The organism is Streptomyces sp. NPDC014882 (assembly GCF_043081325.1).
Taxonomy (GTDB): domain Bacteria; phylum Actinomycetota; class Actinomycetes; order Streptomycetales; family Streptomycetaceae; genus Streptomyces.
The window spans coordinates 656,757-673,088 of the sequence record NZ_JBIBWL010000001.1; the positions used below are offsets into that span (position 1 = coordinate 656,757).

Consider the following 16,332-nt stretch of genomic DNA (forward strand, 5'->3'; position numbering starts at 1 on the left):
GGGAGCTGCGCGTGCCAACTGCCATTGCCGTGACCGGTGCCGACCTGGCACTGCCGCCGCAGGACGAACGCACCGTGCCCGCCGCCGTGCTCGACGGCCTGGACCGCCGGCCCCTGGACCAGGCCGTCGCCGACGTCCAGACCCTCCTCGACCAGCACGGACACCTCGTCGTCGTGTACTCGGGGGCGGTTCCCGCCGCGGTCGAGCAACGGCTGCACACCGTCCGCTCCCTCCTGGAGAGCGACCGCATCGCCCTGTTCCGGCCGGACCTGCCGCCCCTCGGACTCGCCGTCCTGGCACGCCAGTTGCGTCAGCTCGCCTCCTGCGACCTCAGCCCCGGCGTGCTCGCCTCGGCCGGCCGGCTGCTCACGCACTACCTCCACGCCGGCGCGCTCCTCGCCTCCGTGGCCCGCCTCGACCGCGTCCCCGTCGACCTGACCTCGCACGCCCGGTCGTGGATGCCCGGCAGCCAGTTCGCCGTCCTGGCCCACCCCCAGCCCCGGTTGGTGAAGGCCGGACCGGAAACGCTGCTGCCCGGACCCGAGTTCGACACCTGGATGCTGGTCGCCCGCGGCCGGCTCCAGTCCGACTGGGTCACGGGCACCCTCGCCCCCGCCTGGCGGCCCCAGGGCCTGCGCGAGACGGAGGCGCCCGCCGAGTCCGCCGCCTGGTGGGGCACCGACCGGCTGATCGAGTTCTGCGCCTACCTGCCCGACCTGTCGGTCCTCTACCAACTGGTCACCTCGGTCCGCCAGACCGTGTGCCACTGGTGCGGCATCGACGTCATCGGCGACCTCTGCGTCTTCTGCTCCGCCACCCCGCCGCCCGCCTCCGAGCCCCGCCCCGCCCGCGCGCTCACCGGCGGCGGCCCCCCGCACCGCGCCCTCACCACGGGCGGCTGAGCCGACCCGAGGCCCCCGACCGCGAGATCCGCCCCGGCCCGCCCCCCGACGGCCCCGAACCCGGAACCCGGAACCCCGCCCCGCCCCCGACCGACACGCCCCCCGACCGCCCCGCCACCGCCCGCTCGATCCGACCCCCAACGAGGTTGCACCGGTTCATGAACTCCCGTCAGCGCCGCGGCGTGATCCTCCTGCTCCTGTCGGTCCTGTGCGCCCTCGGCGCCTTCGCCGGCGTCCTCTCCGTCATCGACGACGTGCAGTCCAAGGTCGGCCCCGAGGTCACCGCGTACCGGGTCAGGGCCGACGTGGCGCCCTACGCGCCCCTGACCGCGGACCAGTTCGAGAAGATGGAGATGCCCGAGCGCTGGCTCTCCGGCAACGCGGTGACCGACCTCGCGGGCATCCGCGGCAAGATAGCCGTGACGACCCTCAAGAAGGGCTCGCTGCTCCAGAGCGACATGATCGTCGACCAGCCCGCCCTCCAGGCCGGCCAGCAGGAGGTCGCCATCATGATCGACGCGGCGACCGGCGTCGCCGGGAAGATCACCCCGGGCTCCTCCGTCAACGTCTACGCCACCTTCGAGGGCGCCCGCGAGAGCGACCCCGACCAGTCGAAGATCATCGTCACCAACGCCCGCGTCCTCGACGTCGGCGACCTGCGCGCCCTGAACCCCGACAAGGACGACCGCGGACAGCGGCTCACCGAGGCGGTCCCCATCACCTTCGCGCTGTCCACCCTCGACGCCCAGCGCATCACGTACGCCGAGTCGTTCGCCAAGCGCGTCCGGCTCGCCCTGGTGGCGCCCGGCGCTCCCACCACGGTCCCCGACAAGGACCGCACGTACGAACTCGTCACGGACAAGTGAGGGTCGCCGCCATGCCCACGAGGATCCTCCCGGCCGTCGGCGACGCGGACGCGGTCCGCTCCCTCACCAGCCTGCTCAGCCAGCTCCCCGACGCCGAACCCGTCACCCCGGTCGCCGACTCCACCCAGCTCGTCGACACCCTCGCCCGCCTCGCCGCCGAGTCGGTGGACGAACTGCCCGAGGTCGTCGTCGTCCACGAGCGCATCGGTCCCGTCCCCGCCCTGGAACTGGTCCGCGACGTCGCCCTGCGCTTCCCCGCCGTCGGCGTCATCCTCGTCACCACCGACGCCGGCCCCGGCCTGTTCTCCGCCGCCATGGACGCCGGCGCCCGCGGCCTGGTCACCCTGCCCCTCGGCTACGAGGACCTCGCCCACCGCGTCCAGGCCGTCGCCCAGTGGTCGGCCGGCGTACGCCGCCACCTCGGCCACGGCGGCGACGTGTTCACCGGCGCCGGCGGCACCGTCGTCACGGTCAGCGGCGCCAAGGGTGGCGTCGGCGCGACCCTGCTCGCCGTCCAGCTGGCCCTCGCCGCCCAGGCCTCCGGCCGCCCCACCGCCCTCGTCGACCTGGACCTCCAGGCCGGCGACGTCGCCTCCTACCTCGACGTCCAGTTCCGCCGCTCGGTCGTCGACCTCGCCGCGATCACCGACCTCTCGCCCCGCATCCTCGCCGAGGCCGTCTTCCGCCACGACACCGGCGTGGCCCTGCTGCTCGCCCCCGGCGAGGGCGAACGCGGCGAGGAGGTCACCGACCGAGCCGCCCGCCAGATCATCGGCGCCCTGCGCTCCCGCTACGAGGTCGTCGTCGTCGACTGCGGCGCCCAGCTCGGCGGGGCCGGCGCCACCGCCGTCGAGATGGCCGACCGCGCCCTGCTCGTCACCACCCCCGACGTGGTGGCCGTCCGCGGCGCCAAACGCACCGTCCGCATGTGGGACCGCCTCCAGATCCGCAAGGCGGAGGAGACCACGGTCGTCGTCAACCGCCACAGCCGCGCCACGGAGATCCAGCCCGCGCTCATCCAGAAGATCACCGCCACGCCCGTCGCGGCGACCACGGTCCCCGCCAACTTCAAGGAACTCCAGTCCGCCGTGGACGCCGGACGCCTCCACGCCCTCGACGGCAAGGGCGCCGTCCGCCAGGCCATGTGGGCCCTCGCGGGCGAACTCGGCCTGGTCGCCGCCCAGGAGGGCGCGCAGCACCGCAGGTCCGGCCGGGCCGGGCGCGGCGGCGACCGGGGGGCGGCGGGATTCCGCCGCAGGAGGGAGTGACGTGAGACCAGGGCGATCGACACCACGGCGGCCGGCGTTACGGCGACCGGTACCGGGGCGGCACGGAGGCGACCGGGGACAGGTCACCGTCGAGCTCCTCGGCATGACCCCGCTCATCATCGTGACCTTGGTGGTGGTGTGGCAGTTCGTGCTCGTGGGATACACGTTCACGCTCGCGGGGAATGCCGCCGACGAGGCGGTGCGGGCGGGGACGGCGGCGCAGCGGGGGGAGCGGCAGGCCGTGTGCGAACAGGCGGGACTGGCCAAGCTGTCGGACGCGTGGCGCTCCGGGGCCACGGTCGGCTGCCCGACGTCGGGCGGATACGTGACGGCGACCGTCACCCTCCGGGTCCCGGTCCTCTTCCCGGGCGCGATCGACTTCCCGTTCGAGGTGAAGGGGCACGCCGGTGCCGTAGAGGAAGAGGACGGCGACTGACATGCGACGAGGACGCCCCGGACGGGACCGGGGACAGGTCGCCCTGGAGTACCTGGGCTTCCTCCCGATCCTGCTGCTCGTCGCGCTGGCCGCCGTACAACTGGGCCTGATCGCGTACGCGGCGCAGCAGGCGGGTACGGCGGCCAGGGCCGGGGCCCGCAGCGCGTCGCTCGGCGAGGGCGCGGGGGGAGCCTGCCAGGGCGCGGTCAGCTCCTGGCTCGCCGGCGGCACCAGCTGCGCCCCCGAGGACCTGGGCGACGAGGTCCGCGTCACCTCCACCGTCACCATCCCCTCCGTCATCCCCGGCATCGGGGACTTCGGTGAGGCCCACAAGACGGCCACCATGCCGGTCGACCACTGAGGGAAGGGCTTTCGACATGAGCCTGCGGGCACGCATCACCTCGCCCGAGGAGCACGGCGGCCGGGGCGAGGACGGCCACCTGGTCGCCTCCTACCGGGCCAAACTCCTGGAGGAGATCGACCTCGCCGAGATGAGCGCGCTCGCGGCGGCCGAGCGCCGGGCCCGCCTGGAACGGGTGCTGGGGCACATCATCAGCCGCGAGGGCCCGGTGCTGTCCACGACGGAGCGCGCGCAGCTCATCCGCAGGGTGGTCGACGAGGCACTGGGCCTCGGCATCCTCGAACCGCTCCTGGAGGACGCCTCCGTCACCGAGATCATGGTGAACGGCCCGGACGCGATCTTCGTCGAACGGGGCGGCCGGGTCGAGCAGCTGCCCCTGCGCTTCGCCTCCGACGACCAGCTCATGCAGACGATCGAGCGCATCGTCTCCACGGTCAACCGCCGTGTCGACGAGACCAACCCGATGGTCGACGCCCGCCTCCCGTCGGGCGAACGCGTCAACGTGATCATCCCCCCGCTGTCCCTGACCGGCCCCACCCTCACCATCCGCCGCTTCCCGCGCTCCTTCACCCTGCACGAACTCGTCGGCTTCGGCTCGCTGGACGAGCCCATGCTGTACCTGCTGGCGGCACTGGTGCAGGCGAAGTTCAACATCATCGTCTCCGGCGCGACCGGCACCGGGAAGACGACCCTCCTGAACGCCCTCTCCGGACTCATCCCGGAGCACGAACGCATCATCACCATCGAGGACTCCGCCGAGCTCCAGCTCCAGCAGTCCCACGTCGTCCGCCTGGAGTCCCGGCCCCCGAACGTCGAGGGCAAGGGCCGCATCACCATCCGCGACCTGGTCCGCAACTCGCTGCGCATGCGCCCCGACCGGATCGTGGTCGGCGAGGTCCGCGGCGGCGAGTCCCTGGACATGCTCCAGGCGATGTCGACCGGCCACGACGGCTCCCTGGCCACCGTGCACGCCAACAGCGCGGAGGACGCGCTGGTGCGCCTGCAGACCCTGGCGTCCATGTCCGACGTCGAGATCCCGTTCGTCGCCCTGCACGACCAGATCAACAGCGCGGTGGACGTCATCGTCCAGCTCACCCGCTTCGCGGACGGGGCCCGGCGGGTGACGGAGATCGCGCTGCTCGACAGCCACGGCGGAGAGCCGTACCGGCTGGCGACCATCGCCCGCTTCGACGCCCGGCCGATGGGCGCGGACGGCCGCATCCACGGCGCCTTCGCCTACCACCCGCTGCCGCGCCGCACCGCCGACCGCCTCCACATGGCGAGCCAGCCGATCCCACAGGCCTTCGGGGTGGCCCGCACGCTCGACGAGCTGACCACCCGGGAAGCCCGGTAGCGGCCCTTGCGGGGGAGCCCCGCAGCGGTACTCCCGGAGGCGCCCCGCAGGGGAACTTCCGAAGAACCCGCACAGCAGTACTTCCAGGAAAGCCCGGCACCGGTACTTCCAGGAAAACCCGACAGCAGACCCTCGCGACAGCGCGGCCAGGACGGAACAGGACAGGACAGGCAGGACCACCCATGACCCTCCAGAACCTGATCACCCTCACCACCGGCGTGAGCCTGCTGACCTGCTGCCTGGCCGTCGCGGGCGTGCACACGTACGCGCGGGGCCGGGCCCAGCGCGCCGCCCTCGTCGACCGCCTCACCGCCACCGGCCAGATCCTCCCGGCCGGCCGCCGGCGCCGCTTCCGCGCCCTGGACCGCCGCCTGCGCCGCACCGACCTCGGCCGCGCACTGGAGCTGCGGCTGACGGCCACCGGCCTGGACGTCACGCCGGGGGAGTTCCTCGCCTGCATGCTGGCGGCGGTCGCCGCCCTGTGGCTGGTCGGCCAGGCCGTCCTGGCCCCCTTCTTCGGCCCCCTGGCCGGCCTGCTCGGCGTCTGGGCCGCCTGGCAGTTCCTCAACTGGCAGCGCCAGAAACGCATCGAGCGCTTCATCAACCAACTCCCCGAACTGGCCCGCATCCTGGCCAACGCCACCGACGCGGGACTCGCCCTGCGCACCGCGATCGGCATGGCCGCCGAGGAACTGGAGGCCCCGGCCGGCGAGGAACTGGCCAAGGTCGCCAACCAGTTGGCCGTCGGCCACTCCCTGGACGACGCCCTCGGCGAACTCGCCGACCGCCTCCCCTCCCGCGAACTCGTCGTCCTGGTCACGACCCTCGTCCTGTCCAACCGGGCCGGCGGCCAGGTGGTGGGGGCCCTGCGCAACCTCACGGAGACGCTGGAGGAACGGAAGGAGACCCGCCGCGAGGTCCGCACCCAGCTGTCCCAGGTGAACATGACCTCCTACGCGGTGCCGGCGCTGGGGGTGGGAGCCCTGTTCCTCATGGACAGCGTCGCGGACGGCACCCTCGACCGCATGACGGGATCGGCCGCCGGCCAGGCCAGCGTGATCATCGCCTTCGCCCTCTACGCCGTCGGCTTCGTCCTCATCCGCCGCATGTCCCGCATCGACGTCTGAGGACCCGGGGCCACAGGACCGCGGACTCCGGAACCGAGGGAGGAATCGACCGTCATGGAACTTCTGCTCGCACTCGTCATGGGCCTCGCCGTCTGGGGCGTCTTCGCCGGCGTGCGCATGTACCGCGCCGAGGTGAAGCTGCCCGGCGACCTCGCCCTGGCGCTGGAGGTCGGCGCCACCCGCACCGGCGCCGTCGGCTCCCTCGTCGACCGCCTCGGCATGCGGTACGCCCCCGCCGTCCTGCGGCTCATGGGACCCAAGCAGGTCGCCAGGTACCGCCGCAGGATCGACCTCGCGGGCAACCCCGGCGGCCTGACGATCGACCGCTACGCGGCCCGCCGGGCGGTCTACGGGGCGATCGGCGCACTCGGCGCCCTGGCCGCGCTGCTCCAGGGCAGCTTCTTCCTCGCCCTCCTCATGATCGCGTTCGGCCTGTTCTGGTCCGAGGTCGGCATCTGGGCGGCGATCCGGGTCCGCAGGGACGCGATCGAACGCACCCTCCCGGACTTCCTGGACGTCCTCGCCGTCGTCGTGAGCGCGGGCCTCGGCTTCCGCCAGGCCCTCGACCGGGTGGCGTCCCGGTACGCGGGCCCGTGGGCGGACGAGATCCGGATCACGCTCCGCCAGATGGACCTCGGCATGAGCCGCCGCGACGCCTTCGCCGAGCTCCGCCGCCGCAACGACTCCGAGCAGGTCGCCATGTTCGTCACCGCACTCCAGCAGGGCGAGGAACTGGGCGCGCCGATCGTCGACACCCTGGTCGCGATCGCCAAGGACATGCGCCGTACGGACGCGCAGAACGCCCGCCGCAAGGCCGCCCGCGCGGTCCCCAAGGCCACGCTGATGATCACGACGTTCATGGTCCCGGCCACGATGCTCCTCCTCGGCGCGGGCATGCTGCTGGGCTCCGGCACGGACTTCAGCTCGATCACGGGCGAGTAGGTGAGCGGGATGACGGCCATGACGGCGACTCCGCGGCGACGCGGCGGCCTGCTGCGACGACGCCGTACGCGGGCGGAGGAAGCCACCACGACGGCCGGCCCCCGCGCCGCCGTCCAGGACCGCGTGCGGGGGCCCGCCGGACCCGCCGCGCCGGACCCTTCGGTGCCCACCGCCCCGGACGCCGCCGAACCCTCGGCCCCCGCCATCGCCTCGGCCCCCGCCTCCGCCTCCGCCTCCGCCTCCGCCTTCGAGGGCACCCCCACGGCCGGCTTCCCGTCCGGGCGGCGGGAGACCGAGCCGCCCCTGCCGCTCCAGGTCAACGCGCTCCAGGCGATGTGCCGCCAGGTCTTCGGCTTCCGGCTCGCCATGATCGCCCTGGCCGCCCCGGCCGCCCTCCTCAACGCCTCGCCGGGCCTGGGGGCCCGCCTGGTCGGCGCGGCCGTGGTCGTCACCTTCATGGGCTCCTACGTCCTCTTCCGGGACTGGGAACGCTTCGGTCCCCTCCTGCTGCGCCACCCCACCCTGCTCGCCGTGGACACCCTCTTCGGCACCCTGCTGCTGATCTCCGCGGGCCCCGACACCACGCTCGCCTACGTCAGCGTCTGCACCCCCCTCCTCGCCGGCATCGTCTACGGCTGGCGGGGCGCCGCCTGCTTCGCCTCGCTCCAGTCGCTGATCCTGCTGCTGGTCCACGCCACCCTGGAACGGGAGTCCGGCGCGGGCCTCGCGGAGCGGCTGCTGCTCCCCGGCTTCTGCGTCATCACCGGGGCCGTGGGCTCCACCCTGCGTGGCCTCATGCTCCGCTTCGGCACCGCGACCCTCGCCCTGACCACGGTCAGGGCCAGGCTGGCCGTGACCCAGGCGGTCGCGGCCGAACGGGCCCGGCTGGCCCGCGAGATGCACGACTCCGTCGCCAAGACCCTGCACGGTGTGGCCCTCGCGGCGGACGGCCTGGCCCGTTCGGCTTCGGCCGGGCCGACGGACCTGGACCCGGACCGCGTCCGGCAACAGGCCGAACTGGTCGCCCGCGCCGCCCGCCGCGCCGCCGCCGAGTCCCGCGAACTCCTCACCGACCTGCGCCGCGAGACGGACCCCGACCGGGGCGTCGACCTCCTGCGCGAACTGGCCGCCCACACCCGCGCCTTCGCCGACCGGACCGGCCTGCCGGCCACCTACCACCCCACGGGCGACCGCACCACGCTCCCCGTCCCGCCCACCGTGGCCCGGCACCTGCTGACCATCGCCGCGGAGGCCCTGGAGAACGCCCACCGGCACGCCGGCCCCACCCGCGTCGAGGTCCGGGCGGGCGTGCGCGACGGACTCCTCGACATCGGCGTCCTCGACGACGGACCCGGCCTGCCGCCCGGCACCGACCTCGAACAGCTGCGCCGCACAGGGCACTTCGGACTCGTCGGCATGGCGGAGCGGGCCGCGACCGTCGGCGCCCGCATCCGCTTCGGCGAAGGACTTCACCCCCGCGGCACCGGAGTGTTCCTGCACCTTCCGCTCGCGGCACTCACGACGTCGACACCATGACCCCCACGCCGTACGACCCGATCCCCCGCCCCACGACCCGCCCCACGACCCGCCCCACGAGAGGAGGCCCCCCGATGCCGGACCGGCCCCCCGCCACCCCCTTCCCGGAGACGTTCCCGGAGACCCTCGCGGCCCCGCCCCGCTCCACGCCGGTACGCGTGGTGGTGGCCGACGACAACCCGGTGGTCCGCGCCGGCCTGGGCGCCCTCCTCTCCGGCGTGGAGGACATCACGGTCGTCGCGGAGGCCGCCGACGGCCGCCAGGCCTACGAGGCCGCCCTCCACCACCGCCCCGACCTCGTCCTGCTGGACGTCCGCATGCCCGACGTGGACGGCCTCGCGGCACTTCCCCACCTGGTGCGCGTCGCCCCCGTCATGATGCTCACCCACAGCAGCGAGTCGGAGGTCGTCCAGGAGGCCCTGCGGCGCGGGGCGGGCGGCTACCTGGTGCACGGCGAGTTCACCGTCACGGAACTGCTCTCCGCGATCCGGGACATCGTGGCCGGACGGGCCCACTTCACCCCCGCGGCGGCGACGGCGGTACTCGCCCACCTCCGCTCCTCCGATGCGACTGCACACGGTGACGTCCCCTCAGGGAGTCGATTTCCGGAGAGTTATCGCGAATCGCTTTCGCATGTGCAACCGATTGTGGGACAGTCGGAAAAGAGGTGTCGACTCAGTGCGAGGGAGGCGGAGATCATGGACCTGATCGCGGCGGGCCTGACCAACCAGCAGATCGCCGCCACCTGCTTCATCAGCGAGAAGACGGTCAAGAACCACATCAACCGCATCTTCGCCAAGCTCCACAGCACCAGCCGCTCGGAAGCGGCGGCCAAGTGGCTGGGAACGGCGGTGACCCCGTGACGGCCCGCCGCACCCCTGTTTGGGCCCGCGATTGGGCCCAGGGACCCTCCGTCGGCACTCCCGTTCCGCTTTACGTTCCTCGTGCCGGTAACGCCGCAAACGGAGGGGAACGCCATGAGCGACCTGATGCTGAAGACCGTCGTCGCGGCCAGGGTCCGGGTGAACGGCTGGAAGAACACGACGGCCGAGGCCGCCCGTCGCCGCGGCGACCGGGGCCAGACCGCGGTCGAGTACCTGGGCATCATCGCGGTGGTGGTGGCGATCGTGGTGCTGATCGCGAACACGAACCTGGGCCAGACGATCGTGGACAAGCTCACCACTCAGATCGCCAAGGTGGCGCCCTGACCCGATTCCGTGGGCGCGGCGACGCAGGGCAGGTCTTCCCCATCTACCTCACGGTGGTGGCGGGCCTGCTCTTTCTCGCGTTCGCGTACTTCGCGGTCGGCCAGGCCGCGGTGAACCGCAACGGCGCCCAGACGGCCGCAGACGCGGCGGCACTGGCGGCCGCGCAGGAGACCAGGGACGAGCTTGCGGGGCAGTGGGTGGAAGACGTTCTCGATCCCACGAAATGGCAGGACATCTTGGACGGCGACGGGGTGGGGCTTCCCGACCCTTGTTGGCGCGCCCACGAGCTTGCCGCGCAGAACGATGCCACTGTGGACGGCTGTTTCCCGGACGGGCTGCGATTCCGTGTCGCCGTCCAGGCGAACAAAACGGCGGGGGATTCCGTCATTCCGGCCACGAGCACCACACAAGCGCACGCCGACGCCGTCGCCGTGATCGAACCGCTGTGCGGGTTCGATCCCCTGGGTGAGGATGCCGAGGAGGACGTACTGCCGAAGCTCACCTGTGAGGACGGGGACTGGGAGCTGGACCCTGACAACCTCGGCGATCTCCCCGGACCCGAAGACCTCTTCGACGTCCACCTGGCCGACTGACGAGCGAATGACGAGTGGAGAAGGAAGCAGAGTGATGAGCATGCGGTTGACGGGGAAAGCCCGCAGGGGGATGGTCGCGCTGGTCGCCGTGGCCGGGCTGGCCGTCGGCTCGTCAGCGTGCGGTGGAGGCGGGGGCGACGATGCCAAGAAGCCCGATAACTCGTCCTCCGCTTCCACAGCCGGCGGATCGCAACCGAACCCTCAAGAGGGTCAGTCCCAAGAGCCATTGGCCGAGCTGAAGGGCCCGAGCGGACTCAATCTGCAAATCACTGCCGCAGTGCGGGACTCTGGCGGCTTCGTCACCGTCAGCGGTGCTTTCAAGAACGACAGCGGCACGGTGGTCACCATCCCCTCGGCGCTGAGCGGCAACGAGACCGAGATCATGAACAACGGAAGGTCCCTCGGCGGAGCCACCCTCATCGACTCCAAGAGCAAGAAGCGCTACTACGTCCTGCGCGACACGGAGGGCCGCCCCCTGACGACGACGGGCTTCTCGACGCTCAAGGCCGGTGAATCCATCGACGTGTTCCTCCAGTTCCCGGCGCCGCCCGCCGACACGGCCGACGTCTCCTTCCAACTGCCGCTGTTCCCCAGCGCGGTCATCAAGATCTCCGGGTGAGCCCCCGATGACCCCCACCGGACTCGCACCCCGCCGGCTGCCCCTGGCCCTGCTCGCGACCACCCTGTTCCTCGTCGCCGCGCCCCCCGCCCGCGCCGACGACCCCAGCGTGCCCCCGGGCACCGAACCCACCGCGACCGCCCCCGTGGAAGTGGACCCCAACGACCCCGACCTCAAGCTGCCCGAGGGCGCCACCCTCGCGGAGCCCAAGGTGCTCGACATCAAGCAGGTCGTCGAGGACGAGACCGGGGACGAGCGCCGCGAGGACACCAACGCGGACGTGAAGTTCGCCCTCCAGGCGGAGGTCCTCTTCGGCAAGGACAGCGCCAGGCTGAGCGCCGACGCCAAGGCCCGCATCGCCGGGATCGCCACGGAGATCAAGAAGCAGAACGCCACGCAGATCCGGGTCTTCGGCTTCACGGACAACCTCGGCTCCTCCGCCCACGGCGACGTCCTGTCGAAGCAGCGCGCGAACGCGGTCCAGGCCGCCCTCGCCGGCGACCTGAACGACGCGAACGTCGTCTTCGAGGTGCGCGGCTACGGTGAGCAGTACCCCATCGCCGACAACACCTCCGAAGCGGGCCGCAAGAAGAACCGCAGGGTGGAGGTCACGTTCCCGAGGACGGCGGGCTGACGGGCCGGTCGCTCAGCCGGCCGACCTGTAGGGTCTCGAAACTCGCTGCATGATCTCAGCGAGAACTGCACGGTGGCAGCACTTGTACCGCCACCGTGAGACCCGCAGGTCGGAGCGTCACCTGTGCGGGCGGCAGGGTTGGTGATCCAGTCGGGTCCGGTGGCCGGGAGACGGATGCACGGCCCCCTACGCCGATGCGCGAGAGGAAGCAGAACCGGAAGTCGACTTCGTGTTCTGGCTCCAGGAGCGGCAGTCCGATCGAGGGCGGTGGTCTCAGCACCTCGAAGACCTTGACCGAGTACACCCGCGGTGGGCCGATACCGTGAGAATCCGGGATGTCGACGCGTCTGCGAGCGTCGGGCTCCGGTGCATGGACGTGCACGGCGGGGTCCTGTTGCTGGTGCGACGCTGCGGCTGCGTCTGCCCTCACCCGCCGACGGGTGAGGCACCCCGGTGAACGCCGGCACCCCACCCGAGCCGGGCGCCTCCCGCCTGACGCTCCGCACCCACCGCGTCGACCGGGACGGCCGACGCACCGCCTCGGCCCCGGCCCGTGCTCACGAGGGCGGCGGAGAACCGGCCCCTCTGCCGGACTTCACGCCGTGGCCGCCCTGCCGCTGCTTCCGTTGCACGGCGGACGAGGGCCGGGCGGCGGGTCGCTGAAGCTCGGACGTCCGGTGCACGGGCCGACGCGTGCACCGGACGTCTTGGCGTGGCTTTCGCCTTACATCGCTATCCCACGTACTGCGAGACGAACAGAACGAGGTGGCTTATCCGGTGATTGCCAAGTCATCAGTGATGTCAGGCTTGTTGGTGCATGCCAGTGCGTCTCTCGGAGTGCCGCCACCGCCGACAGCCCGCCGAGTCGAATGAGATGGTTTCCTGCTCCATGGCCGTCGTTCTCCTCCCGACCCTCCTTCCCCTCCTGGCCGGACTGTGGTTCTGGAGCCGTCCGCTGTTCTCGGGCACATGGCGGCACAGTCCCGCCTGGTTCACCTGGAGCGCGGTGCTCCTTCTGCTGGGAACGGGTGTCACCTACCTCGTCGGCTCCCTCGCCGGGGCGTCGCTGGATCCGGAGGAGGCGTGTCATGGGGCGGGCCAGACCTACGACCGGGCGTACCGCAGGGCGAACTTCGACGAGTACACGCGGTGGTTCCCGCTGCACGACAGATGCCACGCGGGGTACGACCTGGTCCCGGCCTGGGTGAACCCGGCCCTGGTCGCGCTCCCCGTTCTGGCGCTCCTCTGCCTGGCCCACGCCGTGCGCCTGGCCGTCGGCCGACGCCGTACCGAGGAGAGCCGTACCGAGGAGAAGGACACGTCATGAACGATCCGGGCAGGTGCCGTTCGCCCGGAGCCGTCCGCGGGCCGGCCAAGAGCCCGCGATGTCCCACCGGTGGCTCCGGTGGCTCCGGCGGCTTCGGCGACCCGCGGTCACGTCACGGAGCGGCCCCTCACGAAGAGGGCCCGAACCCGGTCTCGGGCTCCACCGAGACCGTCACCCCCGTCCGCACCCCCCACCCCGCCATGACCCCCGCCCCCGCCTCCAGCACGTGCCGTGACCTCGGCCGGGGCAGGCCGAGGCGTCCCGGTCGCATGGTGCGGACGCTCAGGACGGTCAGACCGCGGTCCAGGTAGGCGACGTCGATGGGCATCCGCATGCCGAAGGTGTGCACGCTGCCGGCGGGGGAGAGCAGCAGCGCGCCCTCGACCGCGTCCCGCCCCAGCAGGCCCCTCGTGCGGGCGCGGTACGAGGCCGCGATCTCCAGCGGGACCGTCACCGCCGCCCCGTCCCCGCCCGGCACGACCAGCCGCCCCCGCCCGTCCCGGAACCGCCGTCCCATTCCCGTCCCCCGTTCCCGTTCCCGGGCCACCTTCCGGTTCGCCGCCCGGCACCGCGAGCCCCGGCACCGACTCCCGCGCCGCGACACCACCCGACCGTATCCCCGCCCCGCCCCCGCCACAGCCCTTCCCGTGGCACCGACCCGCACCTTCGGCAACGGCGTCGTCCTGCTGCACCACGGGCACGCCGGGAGCGGCGTGCCCGAAACCGCCGACTCGACGGCCCAGTAAAGGAGTTGTCGGGGGCGGGAGCACCCGGATAGGAAGAGATCATGACCGAACTCGGCGCCATCTTCCGTCCGCAGCTGCCTCCGGAGCGGCTCCGCGCGATCGCCCGTCTCGCGGACGCCACCGGGCTCGACGAGCTGTGGGTCTTCGAGGACTGCTTCCGGGAGGCCGGGATCTCGGCCGCCGCGGCCGCGCTCGCCTGGACCGAACGGGTCCGGATCGGCGTGGGTCTGCTGCCGGTGCCGCTGCGCAACGTCGCCGTCACCGCGATGGAGGCCGCCACCCTGCACCGGATGTTCCCCGGCCGCGTCAGCCTCGGCATCGGCCACGGCGTCCAGGACTGGATGGGCCAGGTCGGGGCCCGCCCCGCCTCCCCGCTGACCCTGCTGCGCGAGTACACCCTCGCGCTGCGCGGCCTGCTGGACGGAGAGCGGATCACGACCCGGGGGCGGTACGTCACGCTGGAGGACGTCGCCCTCGACTGGCCGCCGCCGGGCGGTGCCGAGGTGCTCGTCGGCGGGATCGGCCCGCGCACCCTGCGGCTGTCCGGCGAGGTCGCGGACGGCACGGTCCTCAACGAGGTCTTCACCCCGCAGGGCGTGCGCGAGGCCCGCCGGCTGGTGGCCGAGGGCAGGGCCGCGGCCGGCCGGGACGCCGACGCCCACAAGATCGTCGTCTACCTCTTCGCGGCCACCGGCGAGGGCGCGGCGGCCCGCCTCCAGCGGGAGCTGGTCACGGCCGGTGTCGCCGACGTGCCCGGCCTGGGGGTCGCAGGGGACGCGGCCGAGGTCGCCGACCGGGTCCGGCAGTACGCCGAGGCGGGCGCCGACACGGTCGTCCTCCTGCCGACCGCCGACGAACCCGACCCCGAGGGCTTCGTCCGGTTCGTGGGCGACGACGTACGGGCCCTGGTGAAGTGACCGTGCCGGCCACGGGGAGGGGCGCCCGGCAGCAGCCGTCGCACGACGGCGGAGACCGGTCCCGCCGTTTCGAGAACCTCGTCGCCGAGGGGCTGGCCGTGCCCACCGAGGGATGGGACTTCTCCTGGTTCGAGGGGCGGGCCACCGAGGCGCGGCCCTCCTGGGGATACGCGGTGTCCCTCGCCGGACGGCTCGCCGGTGCCCGGGCGGCGCTCGACGTGCAGACCGGGGGCGGGGAGGTCCTGGACTTCGCGCTGGGCCGGGCCGCCCCCGAAGCCCCCGGCCTCGCGATCGCCACCGAGGGCCGGCCGGCGAACACCGCCAAGGCCACCGCCCTGCTGCGGCCGCGGGGCGTCGCGGTGGTCGCCGTCGGGGAGGACGAACCCCTGCCCTTCGCGGACGCCGCCTTCGACCTCGTCTCCAGCAGGCACCCGGTGCGGCCGCCGTGGGCCGAGATCGCGCGCGTCCTCGAACCGGGCGGCACCTACTTCGCCCAGCACGTCGGCCCGCGCAGCGTCTTCGAACTGGTCGAGCACTTCCTCGGTCCGCTGCCCGACGAGGTGGGCGCCGCCCGCCACCCCGACCGCGAACGCGCCGAAGCCGAGGCGGCCGGTCTGGAGATCGTCGACCTGCGGGCGGAACGGCTGCGCGTCGAGTTCCACGACATCGCCGCCGTCGTCCACTTCCTGCGCAAGGTGGTGTGGATGGTGCCCGGCTTCACCGTGGACCGGTACGCGGCACCACTGCGCTCGCTGCACGAGCGGATCGAGTCCGAGGGCCCCTTCACGGCGCACAGCACCCGCCACCTCGTCGAGGCCCGCAGACCGGCCCGGTCGGCCCCGTCGGCCCGGCCGGTTCCGTAGGACGTCCCGGCCGCCACCCCCGGACGCCGACTCGGTCCGGCCCCGCAGCTCTTCGCCCGCCGGACCCGCTCGCCCGCCGGACCCGCTCGCCCGCCGGACCCGCTCGCCCGCCGGACCCGCTCGCCCGCCGGACCCGCTCGCCCGCCGGACCCGCTCACCCGCCGGACCCGCTCACCCGCCGGACCCGCTCACCCGACTCCCGCTCGCCCCACTCCCACCCTCCCCGGGAGCCCGGACTTCTTTGCGCCCGCCGGCCCCCGTCGCGCCCGGTCGCACCCCGCCGAGCACCGGGGGACCGGCCGTCGCCCGGCCCCGCACCGCGACAACGACCCCATGCGAAAAGGGCATTCAGCCCACATCTCCGCACATCGCCGCGCCGTCTCCACAGGGTTTCCACATCGTTACCGGAGTTGGTCCGGACCGCCGTCCCGCCTCCGGTAGATTCGACGCCAGGCAATTCGCGCCAGCAAAGCTGCGCGGGCGTCACCGCGCGGTGGAGGGGGCTGCGCGGTGACGTGCCGCGTCAAGCGGGCGTGCGACCGGGGATGGTCCGTCAGGGGGAAGTTCGTCCCGTGACCCGGTCGGGCTCAAGTGGTGTGAAAACCTCCGCTTTCATCGGCGTCCGGACCGATC

The 16,332-nt window shown here is 72.9% G+C and carries 18 protein-coding genes; 17 read left to right on the forward strand and 1 reads right to left on the reverse strand.

Annotation, left to right across the window (positions count from 1 at the left end):
- The first annotated feature begins 11 nt into the window (after nucleotides 1-11).
- From ACF09K_RS02945 to ACF09K_RS03015, 15 genes are all read left to right on the forward strand, one after another.
- On the forward strand, nucleotides 12-902 hold the full coding sequence (locus ACF09K_RS02945; RefSeq protein ID WP_392240686.1) for a hypothetical protein: 891 nt from the start codon (nucleotides 12-14) through the stop codon (nucleotides 900-902).
- Between the two features lie 158 nt (nucleotides 903-1,060).
- The gene (gene cpaB / locus ACF09K_RS02950) at nucleotides 1,061-1,768 is read left to right on the forward strand and encodes a Flp pilus assembly protein CpaB (RefSeq protein ID WP_392240687.1); all 708 of its coding nucleotides are present in this window, start codon (nucleotides 1,061-1,063) and stop codon (nucleotides 1,766-1,768) included.
- Nucleotides 1,769-1,779: 11 nt separating this feature from the next.
- Nucleotides 1,780-3,036 (forward strand): CpaE family protein, encoded by a 1,257-nt coding sequence (locus tag ACF09K_RS02955; protein WP_392240688.1) that lies wholly within the window; start codon nucleotides 1,780-1,782, stop codon nucleotides 3,034-3,036.
- 103 nt (nucleotides 3,037-3,139) lie between these two features.
- Nucleotides 3,140-3,472 carry a pilus assembly protein gene (locus ACF09K_RS02960; RefSeq protein ID WP_392240689.1) on the forward strand — a complete coding sequence of 111 codons (333 nt, stop codon included), beginning with the start codon at nucleotides 3,140-3,142 and terminating at the stop codon, nucleotides 3,470-3,472.
- Between the two features lies 1 nt (nucleotide 3,473).
- On the forward strand, nucleotides 3,474-3,833 hold the full coding sequence (locus ACF09K_RS02965; RefSeq protein WP_392240690.1) for a TadE/TadG family type IV pilus assembly protein: 360 nt from the start codon (nucleotides 3,474-3,476) through the stop codon (nucleotides 3,831-3,833).
- Nucleotides 3,834-3,849: 16 nt separating this feature from the next.
- The gene (locus tag ACF09K_RS02970; protein ID WP_392240691.1) at nucleotides 3,850-5,187 is read left to right on the forward strand and encodes a CpaF family protein; all 1,338 of its coding nucleotides are present in this window, start codon (nucleotides 3,850-3,852) and stop codon (nucleotides 5,185-5,187) included.
- Nucleotides 5,188-5,369: 182 nt separating this feature from the next.
- A complete protein-coding gene (locus ACF09K_RS02975) occupies nucleotides 5,370-6,314 on the forward strand; it encodes a type II secretion system F family protein (RefSeq protein WP_392240692.1) in 945 nt (314 codons plus the stop codon).
- 54 nt (nucleotides 6,315-6,368) lie between these two features.
- On the forward strand, nucleotides 6,369-7,256 hold the full coding sequence (locus ACF09K_RS02980) for a DUF5936 domain-containing protein (RefSeq protein ID WP_392240693.1): 888 nt from the start codon (nucleotides 6,369-6,371) through the stop codon (nucleotides 7,254-7,256).
- A gap of 18 nt (nucleotides 7,257-7,274) precedes the next feature.
- On the forward strand, nucleotides 7,275-8,792 hold the full coding sequence (locus ACF09K_RS02985; protein ID WP_392240694.1) for a sensor histidine kinase: 1,518 nt from the start codon (nucleotides 7,275-7,277) through the stop codon (nucleotides 8,790-8,792).
- A gap of 74 nt (nucleotides 8,793-8,866) precedes the next feature.
- A complete protein-coding gene (locus ACF09K_RS02990) occupies nucleotides 8,867-9,655 on the forward strand; it encodes a response regulator (protein ID WP_392240695.1) in 789 nt (262 codons plus the stop codon).
- Between the two features lie 114 nt (nucleotides 9,656-9,769).
- Entirely contained in the window at nucleotides 9,770-10,000 is a 231-nt protein-coding gene (locus ACF09K_RS02995; protein WP_392240696.1) for a Flp family type IVb pilin, read from the forward strand.
- Entirely contained in the window at nucleotides 9,997-10,593 is a 597-nt protein-coding gene (locus ACF09K_RS03000; RefSeq protein ID WP_392241023.1) for a pilus assembly protein TadG-related protein, read from the forward strand. The genes ACF09K_RS02995 and ACF09K_RS03000 overlap by 4 nt, the downstream gene beginning before the upstream one ends.
- Before the next feature lie 34 nt (nucleotides 10,594-10,627).
- Nucleotides 10,628-11,212 (forward strand): hypothetical protein, encoded by a 585-nt coding sequence (locus tag ACF09K_RS03005; RefSeq protein ID WP_392240697.1) that lies wholly within the window; start codon nucleotides 10,628-10,630, stop codon nucleotides 11,210-11,212.
- 7 nt (nucleotides 11,213-11,219) lie between these two features.
- Nucleotides 11,220-11,846, forward strand: coding sequence for an OmpA family protein (locus tag ACF09K_RS03010; RefSeq protein ID WP_392240698.1), 627 nt, complete (start codon nucleotides 11,220-11,222; stop codon nucleotides 11,844-11,846).
- A gap of 889 nt (nucleotides 11,847-12,735) precedes the next feature.
- Nucleotides 12,736-13,173, forward strand: a complete 438-nt coding sequence (locus ACF09K_RS03015) for a hypothetical protein (protein ID WP_392240699.1) — start codon at nucleotides 12,736-12,738, stop codon at nucleotides 13,171-13,173.
- A gap of 127 nt (nucleotides 13,174-13,300) precedes the next feature.
- On the opposite strand, the gene ACF09K_RS03020 is transcribed toward ACF09K_RS03015, so the two are convergent.
- On the reverse strand, nucleotides 13,301-13,690 hold the full coding sequence (locus ACF09K_RS03020; RefSeq protein ID WP_392240700.1) for a DUF192 domain-containing protein: 390 nt from the start codon (nucleotides 13,688-13,690) through the stop codon (nucleotides 13,301-13,303).
- A 270-nt stretch (nucleotides 13,691-13,960) separates the two neighbouring features.
- On the opposite strand from ACF09K_RS03020, the gene ACF09K_RS03025 reads away from it, so the two are divergent.
- Nucleotides 13,961-14,836: an LLM class flavin-dependent oxidoreductase gene (locus tag ACF09K_RS03025; protein ID WP_392240701.1), complete on the forward strand. Its 876-nt coding sequence runs from the start codon at nucleotides 13,961-13,963 to the stop codon at nucleotides 14,834-14,836.
- 2 nt (nucleotides 14,837-14,838) lie between these two features.
- Nucleotides 14,839-15,699 (forward strand): methyltransferase domain-containing protein, encoded by an 861-nt coding sequence (locus tag ACF09K_RS03030; protein ID WP_392240702.1) that lies wholly within the window; start codon nucleotides 14,839-14,841, stop codon nucleotides 15,697-15,699.
- Nucleotides 15,700-16,332: the final 633 nt, after the last annotated feature.